The 22151-nt window shown below is 64.2% G+C and carries 19 protein-coding genes, 1 tRNA gene and 2 riboswitches; of the genes, 5 read left to right on the forward strand and 15 right to left on the reverse strand.

The genetic code is table 11. The annotated features are described in order from the left end of the window. Position 1: 1 nt before the first annotated feature. The 7 genes from EDE08_RS23650 to EDE08_RS23680 all read right to left on the reverse strand — a co-directional run bounded on the left by EDE08_RS23650 (position 2) and on the right by EDE08_RS23680 (position 8676). Positions 2–289, reverse strand: coding sequence for a hypothetical protein (locus tag EDE08_RS23650; RefSeq protein WP_131871209.1), 288 nt, complete (start codon positions 287–289; stop codon positions 2–4). An 80-nt stretch (positions 290–369) separates the two neighbouring features. Then, positions 370–1881 (reverse strand): M81 family metallopeptidase, encoded by a 1512-nt coding sequence (locus EDE08_RS23655; protein WP_131871208.1) that lies wholly within the window; start codon positions 1879–1881, stop codon positions 370–372. 264 nt (positions 1882–2145) lie between these two features. Beyond that, on the reverse strand, positions 2146–3795 hold the full coding sequence (locus tag EDE08_RS23660) for an ABC transporter ATP-binding protein (protein ID WP_131871207.1): 1650 nt from the start codon (positions 3793–3795) through the stop codon (positions 2146–2148). After that, complete coding sequence (locus EDE08_RS23665; RefSeq protein WP_131871206.1) at positions 3795–4682, reverse strand: ABC transporter permease; 888 nt, start codon at positions 4680–4682, stop codon at positions 3795–3797. Before EDE08_RS23665 ends, EDE08_RS23660 begins: the two co-directional genes overlap by 1 nt. A 19-nt stretch (positions 4683–4701) precedes the next feature. Beyond that, positions 4702–5643, reverse strand: coding sequence for an ABC transporter permease (locus EDE08_RS23670; protein ID WP_165936133.1), 942 nt, complete (start codon positions 5641–5643; stop codon positions 4702–4704). Between the two features lie 176 nt (positions 5644–5819). Then, positions 5820–7121, reverse strand: a complete 1302-nt coding sequence (locus tag EDE08_RS23675) for a D-amino acid dehydrogenase (RefSeq protein WP_131871205.1) — start codon at positions 7119–7121, stop codon at positions 5820–5822. Between the two features lie 67 nt (positions 7122–7188). Continuing rightward, positions 7189–7294: riboswitch (glycine riboswitch) on the reverse strand. A gap of 3 nt (positions 7295–7297) precedes the next feature. After that, positions 7298–7402, reverse strand: a riboswitch (glycine riboswitch). Positions 7403–7545: 143 nt separating this feature from the next. Then, positions 7546–8676, reverse strand: coding sequence for a M20/M25/M40 family metallo-hydrolase (locus EDE08_RS23680; protein WP_131871204.1), 1131 nt, complete (start codon positions 8674–8676; stop codon positions 7546–7548). A gap of 270 nt (positions 8677–8946) precedes the next feature. Between EDE08_RS23680 and EDE08_RS23685 the strand changes: the two genes are divergently transcribed. Then, positions 8947–10557, forward strand: a complete 1611-nt coding sequence (locus EDE08_RS23685) for an ABC transporter substrate-binding protein (protein ID WP_131871203.1) — start codon at positions 8947–8949, stop codon at positions 10555–10557. 372 nt (positions 10558–10929) lie between these two features. Here EDE08_RS23685 and EDE08_RS23690 read toward each other — a convergent pair whose 3' ends face one another. The 3 genes from EDE08_RS23690 to EDE08_RS23700 all read right to left on the reverse strand — a co-directional run bounded on the left by EDE08_RS23690 (position 10930) and on the right by EDE08_RS23700 (position 14431). Next, positions 10930–12180 (reverse strand): multidrug effflux MFS transporter, encoded by a 1251-nt coding sequence (locus EDE08_RS23690; RefSeq protein ID WP_131871202.1) that lies wholly within the window; start codon positions 12178–12180, stop codon positions 10930–10932. Positions 12181–12462: 282 nt separating this feature from the next. Continuing rightward, positions 12463–13584 carry a Fic family protein gene (locus tag EDE08_RS23695; protein WP_131871201.1) on the reverse strand — a complete coding sequence of 374 codons (1122 nt, stop codon included), beginning with the start codon at positions 13582–13584 and terminating at the stop codon, positions 12463–12465. Between the two features lie 758 nt (positions 13585–14342). Next, positions 14343–14431 (reverse strand) — tRNA-Leu (locus EDE08_RS23700). Positions 14432–14604: 173 nt separating this feature from the next. Between EDE08_RS23700 and EDE08_RS23705 the strand changes: the two genes are divergently transcribed. Next, positions 14605–15021, forward strand: a complete 417-nt coding sequence (locus EDE08_RS23705; protein ID WP_131871200.1) for a twin-arginine translocation pathway signal — start codon at positions 14605–14607, stop codon at positions 15019–15021. Between the two features lie 33 nt (positions 15022–15054). Here EDE08_RS23705 and EDE08_RS23710 read toward each other — a convergent pair whose 3' ends face one another. Together EDE08_RS23710 and EDE08_RS23715 are read right to left on the reverse strand one after the other, a co-directional pair. After that, positions 15055–16257, reverse strand: a complete 1203-nt coding sequence (locus tag EDE08_RS23710) for an FAD-dependent monooxygenase (RefSeq protein ID WP_131871199.1) — start codon at positions 16255–16257, stop codon at positions 15055–15057. Between the two features lie 19 nt (positions 16258–16276). Then, the gene (locus tag EDE08_RS23715; RefSeq protein ID WP_131871198.1) at positions 16277–16522 is read right to left on the reverse strand and encodes a zinc-finger domain-containing protein; all 246 of its coding nucleotides are present in this window, start codon (positions 16520–16522) and stop codon (positions 16277–16279) included. A gap of 311 nt (positions 16523–16833) precedes the next feature. Between EDE08_RS23715 and EDE08_RS23720 the strand changes: the two genes are divergently transcribed. Both EDE08_RS23720 and EDE08_RS23725 read left to right on the forward strand, forming a co-directional pair. Next, positions 16834–17970: a hypothetical protein gene (locus EDE08_RS23720; RefSeq protein WP_131871197.1), complete on the forward strand. Its 1137-nt coding sequence runs from the start codon at positions 16834–16836 to the stop codon at positions 17968–17970. A 116-nt stretch (positions 17971–18086) separates the two neighbouring features. Next, complete coding sequence (locus EDE08_RS23725) at positions 18087–18842, forward strand: alpha/beta fold hydrolase (RefSeq protein ID WP_131871196.1); 756 nt, start codon at positions 18087–18089, stop codon at positions 18840–18842. Between the two features lie 31 nt (positions 18843–18873). Here EDE08_RS23725 and EDE08_RS23730 read toward each other — a convergent pair whose 3' ends face one another. From EDE08_RS23730 to EDE08_RS23740, 3 genes are read right to left on the reverse strand one after another with little or no spacing between them, the layout of a single operon-like run. Next, the gene (locus tag EDE08_RS23730) at positions 18874–19701 is read right to left on the reverse strand and encodes an ABC transporter substrate-binding protein (RefSeq protein ID WP_131871195.1); all 828 of its coding nucleotides are present in this window, start codon (positions 19699–19701) and stop codon (positions 18874–18876) included. Between the two features lie 19 nt (positions 19702–19720). Further along, positions 19721–20443, reverse strand: a complete 723-nt coding sequence (locus EDE08_RS23735; protein ID WP_131871384.1) for an ABC transporter ATP-binding protein — start codon at positions 20441–20443, stop codon at positions 19721–19723. A 2-nt stretch (positions 20444–20445) separates the two neighbouring features. Continuing rightward, on the reverse strand, positions 20446–21138 hold the full coding sequence (locus EDE08_RS23740; RefSeq protein ID WP_131871194.1) for an ABC transporter permease: 693 nt from the start codon (positions 21136–21138) through the stop codon (positions 20446–20448). Positions 21139–21211: 73 nt separating this feature from the next. Here EDE08_RS23740 and EDE08_RS23745 point away from each other — a divergent pair, with 73 nt between their 5' ends. Continuing rightward, positions 21212–22096 carry a substrate-binding domain-containing protein gene (locus EDE08_RS23745; RefSeq protein WP_131871193.1) on the forward strand — a complete coding sequence of 295 codons (885 nt, stop codon included), beginning with the start codon at positions 21212–21214 and terminating at the stop codon, positions 22094–22096. Positions 22097–22151: the final 55 nt, after the last annotated feature.

Below are 22151 nucleotides of genomic sequence, written 5' to 3' on the forward strand. Positions count from 1 at the left end.
GTTAGATTCGAGGCTTGTCTGCACCGAGCAAGTCTACATCGGTATCTTTTGCGACCATTTCCTTGCCATCGAGAGTGCGGAGTCCGAACAGCTTGATGCCGTTCGCTTCTTCTGCCTGCACGAGGATGACGCGCTCCTGCTTATCGCGCAGTAAAGCATATTGAGGGATCTGGAGAGGCAGAGGCTTACCAATGACGACATCGTTGACCGCCGCCACGAAGATTGCATCGCCCTTACTGACGTCTTCTTTTTGGGCTGGTCGTCCGGAAATAAAGCCGTAAGTAGGCAAGGATGGCCATCTCTCAGCGGAGACAGCCGCGGCGCCGCCGAGACTGAATAGGAGAGTAGCCTTCCTGATTAGGCCGCTAATCATCGAGGTTTCTCAGGTGGAACGAATTGCTGACCGTTCGGTTTGATGCGGATGCCCGGCCGCAGCCGCGTCCAGGGCAGCGAAGCCGTGTCGGCCGGCATCGCGCCGGGGGCGGCGCAGATCATCAGCTTCTCCGCGATCGGCTCGAAATCGGCGCGGAAGTGGACCGAGCTCTTGTTGACCAGGATCTTCTGCGCGGTCGGCTCGATGCCGACATAGCGGTACATCGCCTGATCGGCGAGCTGCGCCTTGTGCGAAGAAACGACCACGCGGACGTCGCCGATGCGCAGGCACGCGGAGGGACCCATCTCCATCTCGCGGCCACCGTAATAGGGGCCGGGCGCGATGAAGCGGCCGTCGGAGAGCTTTTCCACCAGGAAGGTCTCGCGATAGGGTTCGTCGCCGGGAATGCCGGACTTGCCGCCGAGCGAGAGCGTCACGGTGGCGCCGACGCCGGCCGCATGCGCGGCCCTGGCCGATTCCGGATCGTAGATCGCGCCGGTGGCGGCGCTTGCCTTGTTGCGCACCAGCGCGCGCAGCATGCCTGTCGTGTCGGAATCGCCGCCGGCGCCGGGATTGTCCTGGGTGTCCGCGATGATGATCGGCTTGCTCGCATTCTGCGAAAGTTCCATGGCATGGCGCACGCCATCGTCAGGCGACCAGATCTTGCCGTCGAAATCGTCCTCGTGGCTCTCGATCAGCTTGACGATCGCATCGGCCGCGCGGTCGGCGTCCGCCTGCGTCTTGCCATAGGCGAATACGCTCGGCCCGCAATCGCGGAAATCCGCGGCCGGGAAGCCGGGCGCGAAAGAGAGTGTCGGAACTGCATCGCCCTCCAGCGCAGCGAGCTTCTCGTAGATGCCTCTGGTCGGCTGGTCGTTGGTGCATTGCCAGCTGATCGGGATCAGGAACGGCAGTTGCCGGAACGCCTTTGCGAAGCGCTGCTTCGTCTGCAGCAGCAGCGCCAGATGCCTTGCGCAGGCGCGGCCGGTCTCGGCCATGTCGACATGCGGGTAGGTGCGGTAGGCGATCAGCGCGTCGGCATGCTCGATCATCTCGGGCGTGACGTTGGCATGGAGATCGAGGCTGGTGACGAGCGGAACATCCTTGCCGATGACGCGGCGCACGCGCGCCAGGATCTCGCCTTCGCCGTCGTCGAGATGCTCCGTCACCATGGCGCCGTGCAGGTCGAGATAGACCGCATCGATCGGCCCGGCGGCTGCGATGCCCTCGACCATCACCTTGACGATGCGTTCGAAGGCGTCCTTGGTGACATGGGCGGAGGGGCTCGCCCCGCAGGCAATCGTCGGAACGAGGTCCCAGCCGCTGGCTTCAGCGCTGTCGACGAAGCCGGCGAGGCCGACATTGATGCGCCGCATCACCTTCAGCACGTCGGCGCCTTGCGTCATCGCCGGCCAGCCGCCGCCATGCTGGAAGTCCGCGAATGTCGCCTTGGTCGGAGCGAAGGTGTTGGTCTCGTGCAGGAAGCCGCCGATGGCGATACGTGTCATCAATTCAAGTCCAGCGTTGGAAAGTGCGCGACGTTAGCCTTGGCGCGAAGGAGAGAGCAAGGCGGGAAGCACTCGCGCCGTGCATGGCCTCAAGCTGTTTTGGGAATGCTGCGGACGCGGTGAGAGCGCGCTGACTCTATCTACCGTCATTCCGGGGCGCGCCCACTTGGGCGCGAGCCCGGAATCCATTGCGCTACAGAGTCTGCTGTCCGATGGATTCCGGGCTCATCGCTTCGCGATGCCCCGGAATGACAGCGGAGAGAGCTACAGTGTGGCCGCCACCCCTTCCGCCACCGGCCGGAAGTTCGCAAAATCCCAGCCTCGCCCTGGTGCGGCATCGAGGAGCGCCCTGGTGTAGGCTTCCTTCGGATGCGTCAGCACCTCGGCGGCGGGACCCTGTTCGACGACGCGGCCATGCTGCATCACCACGACCTCGTCGCAGATTTGCGCAGCGACGCGCAAATCGTGGGTGATGAACAGGATGGCGATGCCGAGCCGCTTCTGGATCTCGTCGAGCAGTTCCAGCACCTGTGCCTGCACGGAGACGTCGAGCGCGGAGACCGCCTCGTCCGCGACCAGCACGTCCGGATCGAGCGCAAGCGCGCGGGCGATGGCGATGCGCTGGCGCTGGCCGCCGGAGAACTGGTGCGGATAGCGCGACACGGCATCTGCCGGCAGGCCGACGAGTTCGAGCAGCTCGCGTGCCCGCTTCATCGCATCGGCCTGGGAGACGCCGTAGTTGATCGGGCCTTCCGCGATGCTGTCGCCAACGGTCACGCGCGGGTTCAGCGAGCGGTAGGGATCCTGGAACACGATCTGGATCTTCTGCCGGTGCGGCTGGAGCAGGCGGCGCGAGATGTCGGCGATCTCGCGACCGGCGAGGCGCACGCCACCGGAGGTCGGATCGATCAGGCGGACGATGCAGCGTGCCACCGTCGACTTGCCCGAGCCGCTTTCGCCGACGATGCCGAGGGTGCGACCCTTGCGCAGCGTCAGCGTGACCTTGTCGGCGGCGACGACCTCGCGGCCTTTGCCGAAGAAGGCGCGCTCCTTGTAGACCTTGGTGAGCTCGTTGGCCTCCAGCACCACGGGCTCGCGGCTCTCCTCGCGCGGCGCTCGCGGCACCAGGCTCGGTACCGAGGCGAGCAGGTTGCGGGTGTATTCCATGGTCGGATTGCGCAGCACGGTGTCGAGCGGGCCGGTCTCGACCAGGCGGCCCTGCCGCATCACCGCGACGCGGTCGGCGATCTCGGCGACCACCCCCATGTCGTGCGTGATGAACAGCACGGCGGTGCCGTGATCGCGCTGCAACTCGCGGATCAGCGTCAGGATCTGCTTCTGCGTGGTGACGTCGAGCGCGGTGGTCGGCTCGTCGGCGATGAGGAGCTTCGGCTCCAGCACCAGCGCCATCGCGATCATGATGCGCTGGCGCTGACCGCCGGACAGGCGGTGCGGATAGGAGGCGAAGATGCGCTCGACCTGGGGCAGGTGGACCTGCTCCATCATGTCGAGGATACGCTTCTTCCGCGCTTTCCCGTCGAGATCGGTGTGCGCGCGCAGGACCTCGTCGATCTGGCGGCCGACCGGCACCACCGGATTGAGCGCGGTCATCGGCTCCTGGAAGATCATGGCCATCTTGGTCGCGCGAAGCTGGCGCAGGCGGCGGTCGGTCGCGGTGAGCAGCTCCTCGCCGACCAGCTTGATGCTGCCGCCGGTGGGAACCAGCGTGCCCTTCGGCAAGAGGCCCATCGTGGTGAGCGACGTCACCGACTTGCCCGAGCCGCTTTCGCCGACGAGGCACAGCGTCTCGCGCTCGCGCACCTGGATCGAGATGCCGTCGATGATGTTCACGCCCTTCGGCTTCTTGCCGATGGAAACGACGAGGTTGTTGATGTCGAGGATGGTGTTGGTCATCACTTGCCTTCCCGCTGCTTCATGCGCGGATCGAGTGCGTCGCGGGCGGCGTCGCCGATCAGGTTGATGCTGAGGATGGCGATCGAGAGCAAGAGGCCCGGCCAGAAGATCAGCGACGGCTTGATCTGGAAATACTGGCGGCCCTCGGCCATGATGTTGCCCCAGGTCGGTGTCTCCGGCGAGATGCCGGCGCCGAGGAAGGAGAGGATGGCCTCGGTCAGAATGGCGCTCGCGCAGACATAGGTGCCCTGGACGATCAGCGGCGCGATCGTGTTCGGCATCAGGTGGCGCCACATGATCTTCGGCAGGCTGGAGCCGACCGAGATCGCGGCCTCGACGTAAGGCTCCTCGCGCGCCGACAGCACGACCGAGCGCACCAGGCGCGCGACGCGCGGAATCTCAGGGATCGTGATCGCGATCAGCACGGTCCAGAGGCTGGCGCCGGACAGCGACACCACGGCGATCGCGAGCAGGATGCTCGGCATCGCCATCAGGCCGTCCATGACGCGCATCAGCACGGAATCGACCAGCTTGAAGAAGCCGGAGACGAGGCCGATCACGAGCCCGATGGCGATCGACAGAATCGCCGAGCCGATGCCGATCAGAAGCGAGATGCGGCCGCCATAGATCACGCGCGACAACAGGTCGCGGCCGTAGGCGTCGGTGCCAAGCAGGAACTGTGCGGAGGAGGGCTTGAGCCGCTGCGACGGCGCGAGCTGGATCGGATCATGCGGCGCGATCAGCGGCGCGAGGATCGAGACCACCACGACCAGCGTGAGCAGGACCGTCGCGGTCGCAATGATGGGCGTCGAGGTGAGGAATCCGAATCGCGGCCGCAACGGCGACGTGATCGGAATGGACGACTGGGGAAGGGTATCGACTGACATTTGTATTCTTATCCTTGCCTCAGTACCGGATCCGGGGATCGAGCAGGGTGTAGGCGACGTCGATGAGAAGATTGACGACGACATAGATCAGCGACGTCAGGAGGATCATCGCCTGGATCACCGGATAGTCGCGCGCCAGCACCGCATCAACGGTGAGGCGGCCGATGCCGGGGATGTTGAACACGCTCTCGGTGACGACGACGCCGGAGATCAGGAGCGCGAAGCCGGTGCCGATCACGGTGATCACGGGGACCGCGGCGTTGCGCAGCGCGTGGCGCATCATCACCGCAACCTCGTTGATGCCCTTTGCGCGCGCGGTACGGACATAGTCCTCGCCGAGCACGTCGAGCATCGCCGCGCGCGTCATGCGCGCGATCAGGGCGATGTAGATGAAGGAGAGTGCGCAGGTCGGCAGGATGATGCGTTCGAAGAACGGCCCGAAGCCGTTGAAGATGCTGCGGAAGCCCTGGACCGGCACCCAGCGCAATTCGATCGCGAAGATCTGGATCAGCACATAGCCGACCACGAACACGGGCACCGAAAAGCCGAGCACGGACAGCCCCATCACGAAGCGATCAATCCAGGTGCCGTGCTTCCAGGCCGCGATCACCCCCATGGGAACGGCGACGATCACGGCGAGGACGATGGTGGACAGCGCGATCGAGATCGACGGCTCGATCCGCTGGCCGATCATCTTCATCACCGGCAGGTTGGAGATCAGCGATGTCCCGAGGTCGCCGTGCAGCAGCTTGTTCACCCAGGTGATGAACTGCACGATGAGGGGCTCGTTCAGGCCGAGCGAGGTGCGGATGCGCTCGAGCCGTTCCGGTGTCGCGTTGTCGCCGGCCAGAATCGCGGCAGGATCGCCCGGCGTCAGCCGCAGAAGCAGGAACACGAACAGCGCGACGACGCCCATCACGGGCACCGCGGCCAGAACGCGGCGAATAAGATAACCCAGCATGCACTTATCTCCGGCTACGGAACGTGTGGAGCCCTGAGGCTCCCGTGAACTCTGTCGTGTCTATCATGCCTATCACTTAGGCTGGAAAGGCCCCGGAGACGCCGTCCTCTTAGGGCAAATTGTGTGCCAAGGGCTGCGCCGTCGCAAGAGGCCGGCATGTCTCCGATATCGACCACTCAGGATGCATGTCGCAGTTCACGCTCAACCCCAAGTGAAGGTGCCGTCGGCGGAGCGTTGAGGCCGCGCCAGCCGTCGATGGTCTGGGCGATCATCTGCGCCGTCGCCGCCGACAGGGTCCAGCCGAGATGGCCGTGGCCGGTGTTGAAGAACACGCCCGGTATCCGCCCTGCGCGCACGACCGGCATCATGTTCGGCATCATCGGGCGCAGCCCGGCCCACGGCACGACGCGCGACGTTTCGACGGCGGGGAAGTTGTTGCGCACCCAGTCGATCAGCGGCTGCACGCGGTCGGCGCGGATGTCGCGATTGAAGTCGTTGAATTCGGCGGTCCCGGCGACGCGAAAACGATCGGCGCCGAGCCGGCTGGTGACGATCTTGGCGGCCTCGTCGAGCAGGCTCACCGTCGGGGTGGCGTTGCGGCTTTCGGCGGTGTCGAGTTGCACCGTGATCGAGTAGCCCTTCACCGGATAGACGTTGACGCGCTCGTCGAGCAGGGCGGCGAAGTGACGGCTCGCAACGCCCGCGCAGACCACGACGCCGTCCACGTTCAGTGCGCCGCGCGCGGCCGCGACGGCATCGCTCGCGGCCAGATCGGCCCAGCCGATGACGAAGCCGCTGCCGGCACGTGCGATCGAATCGATATTGGCCTCGTGGATGAAGGTCGCGCCGCGTCGCTTGCAGGCTTCCGCCAGGCCGCGGGTGAACTTGTGAATATCGCCGGTCGCATCGGACGGCGTGTAGAAGCCGCCATGATAGTCCTTGCGCAGTGTCGGCTCGATGCTGCGGATTTCCTCCGGCGTCACCGGGCGGCGGTCGAGGCCGCCTTCCTGCAGCAGCGCGTTGACGCGCAGACCGGATTCGAAGCCGGCCTTGTCGCGATAGATGTGGAGGATGCCGCGGCGTTCGAGATCGAAGTCGATCCCCTCGCGCGCCGCGATGTCGAACAGATGCCTGCGCGCTTCGATCGCGAGCCGCGTGGTCTCGATGGTGTTGGCGCGGTAGTTGCCGATGTTGGCGACGAACTCGCTCATCCACGAATATTTATGCCAGTTCGGCCGCGGGTTCATCAGCAGCGGGGCGTCGCGCCGGAACATCCAGCGCAGGCCCTTCAGGATCGTCGCGGTGCTGTTCCACACTTCGGCGTTCGATGCGGAGAGCTGCCCGCCGTTGGCGAAGGACGTCTCCATCGCGGCGTAGCGGTGCTTGTCGAGCACCGTCACCCTGTAGCCGCGTTCGAGCAGGGCATAGGCGGTCGTGACGCCGGTGATGCCGGCGCCGATGATGGCGATATGGGTCATGATGAGGTTCGGGGCTCCCGTGTTTAGAGTCGGCTAACCGCCGGCCAAAGGCCGTTGGCGGCGCCCCATCTGTCACGGTTACCTGAGAGCTTGATCCGCTGCGGATCTCGCAACGGACTATCCCCTTCGGTGGGCGTCACGATTGCCTGAAATCGCGCCGCCTCTCTCCAGATCGTCCTGACGAAACGGTCCTTTTGCCTGAGAGTTTCCGGGGCGGTTGCTCCGTCGGCGCCGCAGCGAAGGCTGAAAGCCTTCGCTGCGATCTCTCCCGCATCGTCGCGTGGACGGCCGAGCAGTACGATACGCCTCATTTTTAGACAAGGCTAAATTTCGACCGTGACTGCCGACGTATTGTGCAGTGCGAAGTCGTCGCAGTCATTCCGGGTTCGCGCTTTCGACGCTCCCCGGAATGACGGTTGGCTTGTTACTCCAACGTCGCCAGCAGACCTGCCATCAGCCGGCCGCGCTCGACCAGGCTATCCACCTCGATGAACTCCTCCAGCGTGTGCCCGTTGCCGCCGCGCACGCCCAGGCCGTCGAGCGTGGGAATTCCCATCGCGCCGGTGAAGTTGCCGTCGGAGCCGCCGCCGGAACTGGCATGCGGTAATTCCGCGCCGAGCGATTTGGCGATGCCGCGTGCCTTCTCATAAAGCGCCATGGTGCCGGCATCCGGCTCCCAAACCGGACGCGTCACGCCGCGCGTGACCTTGAACGTGACGTCGTTGCTGGTGCCCGACAGCGCCAGCATCTTCTCGACACCGCGGTCGAGATCGACCTGACGCTTGGCCATGGAGAGCGCTTCGCCGGTTGCGGTCGTCGCAACGCAATTGACCCATTGTCCGCCGTGGACGACCCCGACCGAGAAGGTGCAGTCTTCCGTCGTCATCGCGTCGATGGCGAGAATCTGCCGCGCCATCTCGCGGATCGCCGAGCGTCCGACCGACAACGTGGCGCCGGCGTGGCTCGGCCGGCCCGTCGCCTCGAGATTGAAGCGCGCGATGGCGTAGCGTCCGGTGGTGACGCCGTTGTCGGCGCGGCCGGGCTCCGGCACCAGCACGTATTTGTTGCGCGCCGCTTCCGCCTCGATGATGTCCCGCGTCGAAGGCGTGCCGACTTCCTCATCCGGCGTGAACAGCACGGTGATCGGCAGCGGTGTGGTGAACGAGGCGCGCGCCAGTTGCCGTATCGCTTCCAGCGAGAGGTAATTGCCGCCCTTCATATCGTAGATGCCGGGGCCATAGCACTTGTTGCCCTCGCGCCGCCATTTCAGCTTCTCGATGGTGCCGACCGGATGAACGGTATCCATGTGTCCGGCGATCAGGATGCCCGGCTCGCCCTGCTTGGGATGCGGAAAGCGCGCGCGGATGACGCCACCAAAGCCCTGGCGGCCGGCAATGCGCTCGATCGTCGCACCCATGATCGCCATATCCCGCGCCGCGATATCGAGCATGCGGTCCACGGCGCCTGCATCCCAGGTCGGACTCTCGCATTCGACCCAGCCGCGCAGGCCCTCGAGCATCGCCTCGGAATCAAAGGGAAGATTGGCAGGATTCATCTCAATGTCTCTCAAGCTTCGAAAGATGGAACGCGCATTGCATCTGCGCGGGGCAGGACAAGCGGAAAGGTGTTGTAGAGCCAAACCGATCTTTGTGGAGCCCGTGCGCGCGCCGTGAGGGGCTGCGACGAAACCGGATTGACGCGATCGGCACTGTCTGCAAGTCTCAAAAAGATAAAGGCATTGCATAAGGTTAGTTCGCCCAACGAATGAACCCTATGCTCAACCAATGACCTGCCTTTGAACAGTTTCACGTCAGGAGAACTTTCTATGTTCCACTTCATGCGCCGGGGGCCTCGCGCGTTCGCCTCCAAACTTGCGCTGTCGGTCGTCGCGCTTTCGACCGCGCTGGCCTCGCCAGTGCTTGCGGCCGGCAAGACCATCACGGCGGTGATGCATTCGGATCTGCGCATCATCGACCCGATCTTCACCACGGCCTACATCACGCGTGACCATGGCTACATGGTTTACGACACGCTGCTTGCGACCGACTCGAATTTCAAGATTCAGCCGCAGATGGCGGATTGGAAGGTATCCGACGACAAGCTGACCTACACCTTCACGCTGCGCGACGGACTGAAGTGGCATGACGGCGCACCGGTGACTGCCGAGGATTGCGTCGCCTCGCTGAAGCGCTGGGGCAAGAACGACGGCATGGGCCAGAAGCTCATGGACTTCACCGCCAGCATCGAGGCGCCAGATGCCAAGACGATCGTGCTGAAGCTCAAGCAGCCCTACGGCCTGGTGCTTGAATCGATCGGCAAACCGTCCTCGCTGGTGCCGTTCATGATGCCGAAGCGGCTCGCAGAAACGCCGGCGGGCAAGCAAATTGCCGAGCAGATCGGCTCGGGTCCCTTCAAGTTCGTGCAGGGTGAATTCCAGCCCGGCGTGAAGGCGGTCTATGTCAAGAACACCGATTATGTGCCTCGCAAGGAGCCGGCCAGCTGGACCGCCGGCGGCAAGGTGGTGAAGGTTGATCGCGTCGAGTGGATCACCATGCCGGACTCCCAGACAGCGGTCAACGCGCTGCAGTCGGGCGATATCGATTTCATGGAGAACGTGCCCTGGGACATGCTCCCGGTCGTCGAGGGCAATAAAGATCTCAAGATTGAAGTCCTGAACAAGTTCGGCTTCCAGACGCTCGGCCGCATGAACTTCCTGCTGCCTCCCTTCGACAATCCCAAGGTGCGCCGCGCTGCACTTCTGGCAATGAACCAGAAGGACGTGTTGGACGCGCTTGTTGGCAATCCGAAATACTACAAGATTTGCGGCGCATTCTTTATCTGTGACACGCCGCTCGCCACGGAGATCGGTTCGGAGACTTTGGTGAAGGGCGGCGGCATGGCGGAGGCCAAGAAGCTGCTTGCCGAATCCGGCTATGATGGGACGCCGATCGCGATCATGGCCCCGGGCGACGTCACAACTTTGAAGGCGCAGCCGATCGTCGCCGCGCAGCTGCTCCGTGAGGCCGGCTTCAAGGTCGATCTCCAGGCAACGGATTGGCAGACGGTGGTTGCCCGCCGCGCCGGCCAGAAGCCGGTGAAGGAGGGCGGATGGAACATGTTCTTCACCAACTGGGTCGCCGCCGACGTGATGAATCCGATCGCCAACGTCTCGATCGGGGGACGCGGCAAGAACGGCGGCTGGTTCGGCTGGGCGGAAGACGCCAAGATCGAAGAGCTCAAGGACGCCTTCGTTCGCGCGTCCTCGCCCGATGCGCAGAAGAAGATCGCAGCCGACATCCAAAAGGAAGCTTTTGAGCAGGTGATCTACATTCCGCTCGGCCAGTATCAGGCCCCGAGCGCCTGGCAGAAGTCGCTCACGGGTGTACTCGACGGTCCGGCGACGCCGCTGTTCTGGAACGTCAGCAAGTCGGAGTAGTCCGCGTTCAAAATGCGAACGGCGCCGTGGGTGTCCCACGGCGCCGTTTTCTATGGAGGGACCCACCCGTCCGATCTGTCCTGAAGCATGATCCGGAAAATTGCGCAGCGGTTTTCCGAAGGGATCATGAGCCATAACCTGAAGCGCGATCACGATTCATCCTGACCGCATCCCGCTTTAGCAGTGGCTGTCGCGCACCTGCTCGAGACCTTCACTTGCGAATGGCAGGCTTCGGTCCCTCCGCTCTTCGAATAATTCCCGTTGAGCGGGCCGCTCGGTCTCCGACGCGGGCTGATCCGCTCTGCTCTCTTGTTCCATCTCGCCGATCCTCTCGATTGCTGCGGTACAACATCGAGAGGTCCGGGAAGTTCCTCAGGCGATGGGGCGATGATGCGGCTTGAACAGCCGTCCCTTCTCGACCACCAGCACGATCGCGAGCGCGGCGAGGGTCGACAGGAAGAAGCCGATCGAGAAGGGCAGCAGCGTGCCGTCGAAGCTCTGCCCGATCGCCATGCCGACCACGATCCCGATCAGCGTCGTGATCGAGCCGTAAAGCGACGAGGCGGTGCCGGCGATGTGGCCCTGCGGCTCCATCGCGAGCGCAGTGAAGTTGGCGACCATCATGCCGAACGAGAACATCATCAGGGCGGAGAGCAGCATGAACAAGGCGAGCGGCAGCGCGCCGAGGCATTCCGTCAGCAGCATCACGCCGGCCACCACCGTGTAGAGCGTCAGCGCCCCGTGCGAGATCACGCGCATGCCGAGCCGCCCGACCAGCCTTGCATTGAGGAAGCCGGCAATGGCGACGCCGGCCGCGATCGCCGCGAAAGCGAGCGGGAAGTAGTGGCCGAGGTGATAGATGCCGGTGAAGATCTGCTGGGCGCAGAAGACGTAGGCGAACAGGGCGCCCATCACGCCGCCGGCGGCCGTGGCATAGCCGATGGTCTGGCGATGGGTGACGGTTTGCCGGAACGCCGAGAGCACGTCGGCCGGCGCCAGCGACCTGCGTTTCGACTCGGGAAGCGTCTCCGGCAGCCGCAGCACGCACCATGCGAGCGCCAGCAGGCCGTACAGCGTCAGCACCACGAAGATTCCGCGCCACGCCGTGACCAGCAGCACCGTCTGTCCGAAAGAGGGAGCGACCACGGGGACCGCGATGAAGATCATCATGGCGAGCGACATCACGCTCGCCATGCGGCGTCCGGCATAGCAATCGCGCACGATCGAGGTTGCGATCACGCGCGTCGCCGCGGTGCCGAGCCCTTGCAGGGCGCGCGCCAGCAGCAGCGTTTCGAACGAGGGCGCCGCCACCGCGAGTACGCTCGCCACGGCATAAACCGCCATGCCGCCGAGCAGCACCGGCCGGCGGCCGAAGCGGTCCGACAGCGGCCCCATGACGAACTGGCCGACGCCGAAGCCGATCAGGAAGGTCGAAAGCACGAGTTGGAGATGGTTGGCGACAGGGATCTTGAAGGCCGCCCCGATATCCGGCAGCGCGGGCAGCATGATGTCCATCGCGAGCGGATTGAGCGCCATGATGGACGCGATCACGATGACGAATTCCGGAAAACCCATCGGGCGGTGTCCGGCGGACACCCAATCGTCGGCATTGACGTCGGACAAGGAAGCTCACCTCTGCAATCGAGCGACTTGTTTATCGCCAATGTTGCGCTGCACAACCCATGTTTCGGGATGGCTGGCAGGCGGATCGGACAAGATTTGGCGAGAGCCGGGAGCGTCAAGCGAGTGCGCAAATGAGAGGCAAATGCCTCTCCCTGTCTGGCCAGAAGGTGTTCAGATGGGATGATCGCGCTTTGATCAACGCGCGCCGCCGCGTCTCGCCGCGAATTTCGAGATGCAAAGGATTCTTACGAGACAGCATTGCTCGTTTTCGGTGGTGCGCGCTCAAGCGCCGCTCGGCGGCGGCTCGATCAGCGAATAGCTGGTGCTACGACCGCCGCCCGGGTCTTTACTCAAAACGCCCTTCTTGATGAGGTCGTCGATGTCGCGCGAGGCCGTATCTTGCGAGCTTTTCGTGATCGTCGCCCATTTGGATGAGGTGAGCTTCCCGCGAAATCCATCGAGCAGATGATTGATCATCACGCGTTGCCGGTCATTGAGGCTCGTGCCGGCATGCACCTCCCAGAACCGCGCCTTCGCGAAGACAGCCGCAAGGATGGTCTCGGCACCCTGGAGCGCCCGGTCGAAGCAACCAAGAAACCAGTCCAGCCAGGCGTCGATGGCAAGTCCGCCTCTCTGCGCCGTTTCCAGGACATCGTAATAGGCTTTGCGTTCCTGCCGGATTTGCGCTGACATGCTGTAGAAGCGCTGGGGGATGCCCTCGGAGCGCGCAAGGGCCATGTCGGCAATCGTGCGCGCGATGCGGCCGTTGCCGTCCTCGAACGGGTGAATAGTCACAAACCAAAGATGCGCGATACTTGCCTTAAGGACCGGGTCGAGCTCTTCTTTGCCGTTGAACCACGCGATGAAGGCATTCATTTCGTCATCGACGCGCTTGGCTTCCGGCGCTTCAAAATGCACGCGCTCCCGGTGAGGCGGTCCTGAGACCACTTGCATCGGATCCGCGCTTTCGGGACGCCATCCGCCGACCATGATCTTTCTCATGCCGCTGCGGGCCGTTGGAAAGAGCGCGGCATGCCAGGCAAAGAGCCGGTCGCGCGACAGCGGATCGGCATAATTCTCCGTCGCGTCGAGGGTGATTTCGACAATACCTTCGACGTTGCGGTCAGCGGTCGCGAGACCGCCGGCCTCCATCCCAAGCCGACGCGCGATTGACGAACGCACTTGCTCGCGGTCAAGATTCTCGCCCTCGATCTCGCTGGATTTGAGGACCTCTTCGGTCAAGCTTCGGAGGTTAGCTTCAGCCCGCAGATCGAAGCCAAGCGCTTCCATTCGGCCGAGCAGGCGTCCTTGACGATGCCGCACAGCCGCGAGCTGGCCCGCGATATTGGCGGGGTTCCAAAGGAACTTGGGCCAATCAGGCAATTCGTGAATATAGCTCGTCATTCTCCGCATCTCATGCGGAGATTATGGCAACTATTCTCCGCAAAGGGAAGTTGTTCTCCGCATCTAGTGCGGAGAATATAACGCTCGATCTCCGCAATGGCAGCCATCGCCTCCATATAACATATTGCAGTATATATGTTTTCCCATGCTCAGGCGTTAGCCGTAGACAGGGCAAAGTCCTATAGCTGGCGAGCAGGTCGATAGGGCCTTCAGACTGCACTGAGTGACCGCGGTCGGGTAGCTGGTCGCACTCAGATTTTCGCATCTTGGACCTGCGCCGGTGACGGCGAGCTCTTGGCATGAGTAAACAGATCCCGGTGTCTGCGTCGACATCCTGAAGCGCCCGTTGGTTCAAACTTTCCTTGCAGGGTCGATTCGAGCAGATCCACTTCCGGCCCAAAAATCAGATAGGCTTCACCAGAGCGACCATAGTTATCTGGCCCGAGCGGACGGAAATTTATCGTCGCATTCGCGTTTCTCAACGTCTACCTCAAGGCGTCTCTGCCTGTATGCTTGAGTATGCGCTCAACTCAAGATCGGCATCTACGAACTTACTGAAGATAATCATGTCACCTTCTCAGGCATGAGGACGGCGATTTCGGTGGATTTCGGATTTCGGTGACAGTGCACTCAATTGATTGGAGCATCTGTCGCTGAAATGCGCCCGCCGCCTCAGATCGCCATATGCTGGGCCCGATCTTTCGCTGCGCGCCTGCCCAGCGCCTCCATGCTCCAGTCGTCCAGCGCCGAGAAAAATATGGTGCGGGCAGCCGGGGTCGAACCGGCACAGCGCTTGCGCACCGAGGGATTTTAAGTCCCTTGCGTCTACCAATTCCGCCATGCCCGCTTGATCCAACGAGATCAAACACTTAAGTCCATCTCCGGCCATCTGGAATTGGCGCGTTCGTTGCCGGAGGGACGGTTCTTCCTTAAGCGAGCCGGGCGCCCAAGGCAAAGCCTCAATCCGGACATCTGTTGTTGCTTTAGGCATTCTCAATCCACGGGGACTATTCATCCGGCATGGCTGCTTCGTTTTTCTCTTCGCCGCGCGGCTTTGGCGCGCTCCTCGTGTTGCTTGTCGCCGGCGCCGCGCTCTCGGGTTGCGCCGGCATGAGCGAGACGATCGCACCGGCCTTTGCCGATCCCGCGAAATACGAATTGTACGACTGCAAGCAGCTGCAGACCGAGCGCAAGGCGCTCGCCAAGCGCACTGCCGATCTGCAGAGGCTGATGGAGAAGGCCGAGACGGGGGCAGGTGGCGCGGTCGTGTCCGAGCTTGCCTACCGCAACGACTATATTGCCGTCCGCGGGCAGTCGCAGTTGGCGGAGGAGGCTTGGCGCCGCAACATGTGCCGGGAGATGCCGGAGACGACACCGGCTGCGGCGGAGCCGCCATCACCCGCTGGCAAGCCCGCCTCGACGTCCGGAAAAAGGTGATCTGCTGAGGCGCCCCGCGGACCGCGCTTCGCATCAGGGACGCCAGCTATAGATCCAGTCCTGCCGCGCCAGCATGCGCTCCGGGCCGAGCGCGCGGATCGCAAGGTCGCGTGCGATCGCAAGCGGCCCGCCGAGATGATAGATCCTGCCCTGCTGCCGCGCGGTCCGCTGCACCCGAAGGACCCGCGCCTGGCGGGCACGGCCGTATTGAGTCAGCGCGGCGGCGATGTCCGTGGTGCTCTCGGCGGCCTCAGGGCTCAAATGCCGGGCGAGCACGGCGGCATCCTCGATCGCCATTCCGGCGCCCTGGGCTGCAAAGGGCAGCATCGCATGCACGGCGTCGCCGAGCAGCGCCACCGGGCCCTTGCTCCAGGGGCAGCCGTCGGGCACGCCGAACAGCGCCCATTTCCGCCAGCTGTCGACCGGGGCGAGCATCATCCGCGCCGGCGGCGGCCAGCGCGGGGCGGCAAAGGCGTCCATCACCTCGACAGGATCGCCGGGCGTGCTCCAGCCCGGCCGGTTCCAGGTGCCGGGCAGCACCGCGACCACGTTGATCTGGCGTCCGCCGGCAATCGGATAGGCGACCAGATGCGCGTTCGGTCCCATCCAGAGCTGCACCCGGCGGGCGGCATAGTCCTTCGGCAGTTGCGCGGCATCGAGCGTGCCGCGCCAGGCGATCAGCCCGGAGAAGCGCGGCTGCACCTCGGGAAACAGATGCTGGCGGACTGTCGACCAGATGCCGTCGGCGCCGATCAGGGCGCTCGCGAGATCGCTGCGGCGGATCGTGCCGCTGCGATGGACGACGGTGAGGCCCTTGGCGTGGGGCGCGACGTCCTCGAAGGTTGCACCCAGCTTCAGGTCGATGTCGGGATGATCGGCGACAGCGCCCGCCAGCGCGGATTGGAGGTCGGCGCGGTGCACCACCCAATATGGAGCGCCGGCACGAGCCGACGCTGCCTCGCCGAGCGGCATGCGCAAGAGTTCGCCGCCGGCGCGCGCGCTCATGATCGAGACCGCTTCCGGGGTTACCGCGCGCGCCTTGAGGCGTTCGGTCAGGCCGAGCTCGACCAGGACGCGGCTGGCATTGGGGGAGAGCTGCAGGCCGGCGCCGACTTCCTCGAGGCGCTCGGCCTTTTCCAGCACGACGATGCGGAAGCCCCGGGCCGCGAGCGCAAGCGCGGCCGTCAGGCCACCGATACCGGCACCGGCGATGACAATCGTTCGGGAGAGCGCCACCCCTGACCGATGGAAGCGGTCAGGCCACCTTGTCCTTCAGGACGCATTCCGGCGGGCGGGCTTCGCCCGGCTTCAGGTCGGCCGCGAAGCGGTACAGCGTCGAGCAATAGGGGCAGATGATCTCGTTGTCGTTGCCGAGGTCGAGGAAGACGTGCGGATGGTCGAACGGGGGGTTGGCGCCCACACACATGAACTCTTTCGAGCCGATCTCGATGACGGGCACGCCGGCATCGTTATGGAAGTGCGGGACGACATGGTCGGACATCGTAACTCATCCTGGAGTGGCAATGGCGGCAGACACAATCAAGAACTGACGCGGCCTCTTTGAGGCGCCGCGGACCATACTTGCGGGTACAGATGATTGCTAGTCCAGTGGAACCGAAAGGTTCGCAATTGCCCCATGCTCATTTGCTCATGCAAATTCGACACAATCTTGGGGCCTGAGAGAAGCCCTTCTTTCGTCGGGGACGTTGTGTCGCAATTTTGGCAAACTATCTCTATGGACGACTGCAAGTTGCGACGAAGGACGAAATCGTCAGGCGCAAGCGACCCGAAGGGACCATCCAGGCTTTCCGCATGAAGTGGCTGCGAATCAGCACAGCGTTGACCGGTATCGCGGCGTGCAGCTTCCTGCTCGTGCAGGTCGCGCCGCATGCCCGTGAGGCCGGCGCGATCCTCGCTGCCCAGGATGATCCCTCCGCGCTGTCGGAGTTGAAGCTCGATGCGCTGCTGCGGCAGAACGAGCGGCTGGTTCAGGACAATATCGAGGCCGCGCTCGCTGCTGATGATACCGATCTCGCCGACAGTTTCGTTGCGCTGGCGCGCGATCGCAACATCGCGCTCCCCGACGACCTCCTGAACCGTGTCAGTGACGCCGTCAAGGCGGAGAACTCCACCTCGCATTTCGCCAAACGATTTGCCACCGGCCTCGTCACCGGCAACGCCGCCGACGTCGCGAGCCTGTCGGGAACGGTGGCGGGCGATCTGTTCGTGTTCGGCGACATCAGGGACGTGGTGCGCGAGGGCAAGCATCTTGCCATGGGCGAGGACACCGACCGTCTCGTGCTCGCCCTTGCGGCTGCCGGCCTTGCGGTGACGGCGGCAACCTACGTGTCCGTCGGCGGTGCCGCGCCGGTGCGCGCCGGACTGACGCTGGTGAAGGATGCGCGCAAAGTCGGACGGCTCGGCGAGGGGCTGGCCGCATGGGCCGGCCGGTCTGCGCGCGAGGTCGTCGACACGCCGGCGCTCCGGAATGCGGTGGTATCAGGCTCGGTGCTGCGCCCTGGCCAGACCGTGAGCGCGATCAAGGCCGCGTTCCGGGCCGAGAAGGCCGGTGCGCTGGTCCGGTTCGGCAAGGACGTCACGCGCGTCGCCGAAAAGACCGGCACGCGCGGTGCGATGGACACCTTGCGCATGGCCGAGGGTCCCAAGGACGTCGCGCGCGCGGCGCGGCTTGCGGAAGCGCAGGGCGGCAAGACGCGCGCGATCATGAAGCTCCTGGGCCGGGGCGCGCTGCTGCTCATTGGCGGCGCGTTCGATCTGGCGCTCTGGCTGCTCGGTGCGGCACTGACGCTGTTCGGCCTTCTGTCCTCCATCAAGGCGACGACCGAGCGCCTGACCCAGGCCTGGTGCGATCGCAGGCGGGCGCGGCGGTTTCGCCGGGCGCAGATCGCGGCTGACGCCGCTCTGGCCCGTGCGGGCACCACGGCCTGAAGTGCGACGTGCTCCAGGCTATTGTTTGAGCATGATGTTGCCGGAAAACCGCTGCACAGTTTTCCGGATCATGCTCTAAGATCGACCCATCCCCAAAAGACTCCACGGAACTGATGATGCCGAGCTTTCACAACGGCGCCGTTGAAATCGCCTATCTCGACGAAGGCGAGGGCGATCCGATCGTCCTGGTGCACGGCTTTGCCTCCAGCAAGAACGTGAACTGGGTCTATCCGACCTGGGTTTCGGAACTGCGCAAGAACGGCCGCCGCGTGATTGCGCTCGACAATCGCGGCCACGGCGAAAGCGCGAAGCTGTACGAGCCCGAACAGTACTCGATCCCGACCATGGCCGGCGACGTGGTCGCGCTGATGGATCACCTCGCCATCCCGCAGGCCGACATCATGGGCTATTCGATGGGGGGACGGATGACGGCGTGGCTCTCGCTCAACGAGCCGCAGCGCCTGCGCTCGGCGATCCTCGGCGGCATCGGCATCGGCGGCCTGATTGAAGGCACCGGCCCCGGCGAGAACGTGGCGAAAGCGCTGGAAGCGCCGGAGCTCGAGGACGTCACCGATCCCGTCGGCCGCACGTTCCGCGCGTTTGCCGATCAGACCCGCTCCGACCGCCGTGCGCTCGCCGCGTGCCTCCGCGGTACGCGTGATCTGATGACGAGGCAGCAGGCCGCACGCATCGAGGTGCCCGTGCTGATCGCGGTCGGCACCACCGACGACGTCGCGGGCTCCGCGAGCGCGCTCGGCGCGATCATCCCGGGCTCGGAAGTGCTGGACATTCCGAACCGGGACCACATGCGCGCGGTCGGCGACAAGGTCTACAAGACCGGCGTGCTGGATTTCCTGTCGCGGCGGCGGTGAGGCGACGAGGTCGTTGCCGACCTCGCGCGCATCACGCGCCCGGATCGCTGGCGTTGGGATAGAAGAGCTGCTCGCCGTTGATCTTGTAGCCGGCGATGGCTTTCTGTCCTTCGGACGAAACGAGCCAGTCGATGAATTGCTGGCCGAGTTCCTGCTTCACGTTCGGGTGTTTCTGCGGGCTGACCAGGATGACGCCGTATTGGTTGAACAGGCGCTTGTCGCCTTCGACGACGATCGCAAGCGGGCCACGGTTCTTGAACGAAAGCCACGTGCCGCGGTCCGCGAGCACATAGGCGTTGGACGCCGAGGCGGTGTTGAGCGCAGCGCCCATTCCCTGCCCAATCTCCTTGTACCAGGCGCCCTTGTCCTTTGCGAGGTCGATGCCGGCGACGTTCCAGAGATTGAGCTCCGCTTGATGCGTGCCTGACTTGTCACCCCGCGAGATGAAGGCGGCGCCCTTGTCCTTGATCGCCTTGAGGGCGGCGACGATATCCTTCGTGCCTTTGACACCCGCGGGATCGCTCGCGGGACCGATCAGGATGAAGTCGTTGTACATCACAGGGTAGCGCTTCACGCCCGACCCTTCGGCCACGAACTTTTCCTCGGCCGGCCTCGCATGGACGAATACCACGTCGGCATCACCGCGGCGGCCGGTATCGAGCGCCTGGCCCGTGCCCTGAGCGACCACCTTCACGGCAATTCCGGTCTTGTCCTTGAACAGCGGCAGGATGTGGCCAAACAGGCCGGAGTCCTGGGTCGATGTCGTCGAAGCGACCACGATCGACTTTTCTTGCGCAACGGCAGGGCCGCCCAGCACGGCGCAGGCGGCGATCGCAATCAGGTAGCGGCGGCTCAACATGTCGATCTCTCCGTCTTGACTAGATGATGAGTTCGCCGGCGACGAACTTCCTCGCCTCGGCGGTTGCGGGGGCATTGAAGAAGGACGACGCAGCGGCCGTTTCGATCACGCGGCCCCGGTGAAGCATGACGATGTCGCCCGCAAGCCGCCGGGCCCCGCCGATGTCATGGGTCGACATGACCACCTTGATCCCGCGTGCGCTGACGGCGTGGATCACATCCTCGACGGCTTTGGTCGCGGCTGGATCGAGGCTGGCCGTGGGCTCGTCCAGGAAGAGCACGGCGGGATCGCGAACGAGCGCACGCGCAAGGGCAAGCCGCTGCTGTTCGCCGCCGGACAAGCGTCGGGCAGGGCGGTCGGCAACGTGTTCGAGCCCGACGAGTCCCAGAACCTCGTCGACGCGACGCTTCCATTCTGCGCGCTTCGTGCCAGCAACGCTCAAGGCGTAACGGATATTGCCGCTCGCGCTGCGCCTCAGCATGACCGGGCGCTGGAACACGATGGCGCGCCGCTGCGGGGCAACGTCGGTCCGGCCGCCCCAGGTGATGCGGCCGCGCGACGGCGACACCAACCCCATCGCGGCGCGCAGGAGCGTGGTCTTTCCGGAGCCGTTCGGGCCGACGATGACGGTCGGCGTCCCCGGATTCAACGTCAGGTCGATCACGTCCAGGATGGTCACTGGGCCAACGGAGAAGCTCACCTTCTCGAACCGAATGGGAAGTTCGCTGGACGGCGCACGCATGCTCATCCCGCCAATCGTTCGCTCGCGCGCCGTGCGGCCCACGCGAGTATGTTGACGGCGATCACGATCGTGATCAGCACGATGCCGAGGCCGACGGCCAGAGGCAGATCGCCCTTCGAGGTCTCCAGCGCGATCGCCGTGGTCATGGTGCGGGTGAAGCCCTCGATGTTGCCGCCCACGATCATGATGGCGCCAACCTCGGCCGCAGCCCGGCCGAACCCGGCAAGCAGCGCGGTGATCAGGCTGAAGCGGGCGTCCCAAACCAGCGTTGCCACCCGGCCCAGCGGGCCGACATTCATGGCGGTCAGTTCGTCCCGGTATTCGGTCCAGAGGTCCTCGATCGTTTGCCGCGTCAGCGCGGCGATGATCGGGGCGACCAAGATGGTTTGGGCGACGACCATCGCTGCGGGCGTGAACAACAGGCCCCATGACCCGAGGGGCCCCGAGCGCGACAGAGCGAGAAAAACGCAAAGCCCGACCACCACGGGCGGAAGCCCCATCAACGCGTTGAGGATGACGATGACGGCCTGCCGCCCGGGGAACCCGGTGAGCGCAAGAAGCGCGCCGAACGGCACACCAATGATGGCTGCAAGAGTCACGGCAGACAGGCTGACGACGAGCGAGAGCCGCACAATGGCTAACAGCGCCGGATCTGCAGCAAGGACGAGGTCGAGCGCGGACGTGTTCTCGGGCATATGCAATATTGCGCTGACCATTCCATTATGGTCAAATTCGGAATAATTTCATAAATCTGCAGGTCCTTTCCGGATGCGCGAGCTACTCACGACTGATGAAGCGGCCGAGTACCTCCGCCTTTCCGAGCGCAAGCTCTACGAGCTGGTCGCGAAAAATGCCGTGCCCTGCAGCAAGGTGACCGGCAAATGGCTGTTCCCGCGCACGGCTCTCAACCGATGGGTGGCGTCGGGCCTTTCTCCCACCGCCATATCGCGCGAGCCTGCTCCGCCCATTGTCGGGGGCAGCCACGACCCGCTCCTGGAGTGGGCGCTTCGTGAAAGCGGCTGCGGACTGGCGAGCCTGCCGGAGGGCAGCGAAGCAGGTCTGCGGCGGCTGACCGGTGGCGAGATCATGATGGCCGCAATCCATCTTCACGCCCTCGATGAGGATGGGGAGCAGACGAATATTGCCCGGATGGCCGATGCCCATGACTTCTACGACGCCGTCGTCATCGCTTTTGCCCGGCGAGAGCAGGGCCTGATCGTCTCGCCGGGTAATCCACTGAAGCTCGGGGATCTGGCCTCCGTCGCGAAGTCGGGAGCACGCATGGCGCAACGTCCGCGCGGCGCCGGCGCCCAGCTCCTCATGATGACCTTGGCGGCCCGCGAGTGCATCGCAATGGGTGAGCTCGCCCTGCAACAGCCCGTTTGCGCGACAGGAGACGAAATCGGCCACGCCGTGCGTTCGGGAAAAGCCGATTGCGGAATTGCAACCCGATCCGTTGCGCGCGCGACTGGACTAGACTTCGTGCCGCTGACGTGGGAGCGCTTTGATCTGGTCCTGAGGCAACGCGATTACTTCTTGCCGCAGCCTCAGAAGCTCTTCGGCTTTGTTCGTTCAACTTCGTTCCAGGAACGGGCGAAAGAATTGGGCGGCTACGACACCACCGATATCGGTCATGTCCGGTTCGTGAATTGAAAGCCACTCAATCGATATCCCGCAATTCGCCGTGCTGAATCTCGGTGACGGCCGC

Origin of the sequence: Bradyrhizobium sp. R2.2-H (genome assembly GCF_004346455.1) — a bacterium.
Classification (GTDB): domain Bacteria; phylum Pseudomonadota; class Alphaproteobacteria; order Rhizobiales; family Xanthobacteraceae; genus Bradyrhizobium; species Bradyrhizobium diversitatis.

Coding starts and splice junctions, on each gene's coding strand:
- EDE08_RS23655 (WP_131871208.1), bottom strand. CDS start 1,881: ATGACACGTATCGCCATCGGCGGCTTCCTGCACGAGACCAACACCTTC.
- EDE08_RS23660 (WP_131871207.1), bottom strand. CDS start 3,795: ATGACCAACACCATCCTCGACATCAACAACCTCGTCGTTTCCATCGGC.
- EDE08_RS23665 (WP_131871206.1), bottom strand. CDS start 4,682: ATGTCAGTCGATACCCTTCCCCAGTCGTCCATTCCGATCACGTCGCCG.
- EDE08_RS23670 (WP_165936133.1), bottom strand. CDS start 5,643: ATGCTGGGTTATCTTATTCGCCGCGTTCTGGCCGCGGTGCCCGTGATG.
- EDE08_RS23675 (WP_131871205.1), bottom strand. CDS start 7,121: ATGACCCATATCGCCATCATCGGCGCCGGCATCACCGGCGTCACGACC.
- EDE08_RS23680 (WP_131871204.1), bottom strand. CDS start 8,676: ATGAATCCTGCCAATCTTCCCTTTGATTCCGAGGCGATGCTCGAGGGC.
- EDE08_RS23685 (WP_131871203.1), top strand. CDS start 8,947: ATGTTCCACTTCATGCGCCGGGGGCCTCGCGCGTTCGCCTCCAAACTT.
- EDE08_RS23695 (WP_131871201.1), bottom strand. CDS start 13,584: ATGACGAGCTATATTCACGAATTGCCTGATTGGCCCAAGTTCCTTTGG.
- EDE08_RS23705 (WP_131871200.1), top strand. CDS start 14,605: ATGGCTGCTTCGTTTTTCTCTTCGCCGCGCGGCTTTGGCGCGCTCCTC.
- EDE08_RS23715 (WP_131871198.1), bottom strand. CDS start 16,522: ATGTCCGACCATGTCGTCCCGCACTTCCATAACGATGCCGGCGTGCCC.
- EDE08_RS23720 (WP_131871197.1), top strand. CDS start 16,834: ATGAAGTGGCTGCGAATCAGCACAGCGTTGACCGGTATCGCGGCGTGC.
- EDE08_RS23725 (WP_131871196.1), top strand. CDS start 18,087: ATGCCGAGCTTTCACAACGGCGCCGTTGAAATCGCCTATCTCGACGAA.
- EDE08_RS23730 (WP_131871195.1), bottom strand. CDS start 19,701: ATGTTGAGCCGCCGCTACCTGATTGCGATCGCCGCCTGCGCCGTGCTG.
- EDE08_RS23735 (WP_131871384.1), bottom strand. CDS start 20,443: ATGCGTGCGCCGTCCAGCGAACTTCCCATTCGGTTCGAGAAGGTGAGC.
- EDE08_RS23740 (WP_131871194.1), bottom strand. CDS start 21,138: ATGCCCGAGAACACGTCCGCGCTCGACCTCGTCCTTGCTGCAGATCCG.
- EDE08_RS23745 (WP_131871193.1), top strand. CDS start 21,212: ATGCGCGAGCTACTCACGACTGATGAAGCGGCCGAGTACCTCCGCCTT.